A 1,179-nucleotide genomic window follows, 5' to 3' on the forward strand; every position below is an offset into this window, starting at 1 on the left:
GGGGGGTATTTTTATGGATAAACGAGTTAAATACAGTTTAAAACAAAAATTGTCAGCAGTACGTAGCATAATATCTGGCAAAGAGAACGCGGTATCTGCGGCCCGTAAATTAGGGAGTACAGATACTTCTGTTTACAGATGGTTAAATCACTACCGACAACGAGGGATATCCGGTTTAAAGACACCGTCTGGTCGCTATAGTGGCGAATTTAAGCTAGAGGTCATCAGATTCATGTTGAAAAAGCGATTATCTTTAATGCAAACGGCGATACTGTTTGGCATTGCGCAGGATCATACAGTTGGCATATGGCTGAGAAAGTATGAGGATAAGGGCGCCGCTGTTTTACTTAAAAAACAAAGCGCTTTAAAAGAATCAACAATGGCAAAAAAACCTAAAAAGCATAGGCCAGTGGCAGAGAGAGATGCAGCAAAACTAGCTGCATTAGAGGCAGAACTAGCGTATTTGCGAGCTGAGAATGCATTTTTAAAAAAGTTGGATGCCTTAATTCAGGAAGAGAAGGCGGCTCAGAACAAGCGGCCCAGGCCATCAGGGAATTAAGGCGACATCATTCATTAAATTTATTGCTGAAAGCAGCAAGGATGGCACGAAGCACCTATTATTATCATCTGCAGCATCAGGCCCAGCCGTCTAAACACGCTGAGCTAATAACGGCAGTGACCAGCCTTTACCATCAACATAAAGGAAGATATGGTTACAGGCGAATAACCTCCGTTTTAAAAAAATCCGGTAATCCGGTCAATCATAAGACGGTATTAAAAATAATGCAATCAGGTAATCTCAAAAGCCTGGTCAGAGTGAAAAAATACAAAGCTTACAGAGGGGAACAGGGCCGGATAGCCCCCAATCTGTTGAAACGAAACTTTACAGCTGAAAAGTCCTTTCAGAAATGGGTTACAGATGTAACTGAGTTTTCAGTAGGAGGTAAGAAATTGTATCTTTCTCCTATTATGGATCTGTATAACAGTGAAATAATAAGTTATAATCTCTCGGAAAGCCCGAATTTCAAGCAAATCACTGATATGCTACAAAAAGCCTTTAAGAGGCTGCCAGCTGATAGTAGCCTAATATTACATTCTGATCAGGGATGGCAATATCGCATGGAAAAATATCAGACACTGCTTAGCGACCGGGAGATTTTACAGAGTATGTCTGCTAAA

2 protein-coding genes are annotated in these 1,179 nt (G+C 41.1%); both read left to right on the forward strand.

The window, feature by feature from the left end; all coding sequences use genetic code 11:
* Positions 1–559: helix-turn-helix domain-containing protein (locus tag GWG06_RS30345; protein ID WP_160718178.1), on the forward strand; the 559-nt coding region annotated here is incomplete at its 5' end.
* Positions 481–1,179, forward strand: a 699-nt coding sequence (locus tag GWG06_RS30350) for an IS3 family transposase (protein ID WP_160718179.1), incomplete at its 3' end; no start/stop codon positions are given. The genes GWG06_RS30345 and GWG06_RS30350, both read left to right, overlap by 79 nt.

This window comes from Chitinophaga solisilvae, assembly GCF_009928525.1.
GTDB lineage: Bacteria > Bacteroidota > Bacteroidia > Chitinophagales > Chitinophagaceae > Chitinophaga > Chitinophaga solisilvae.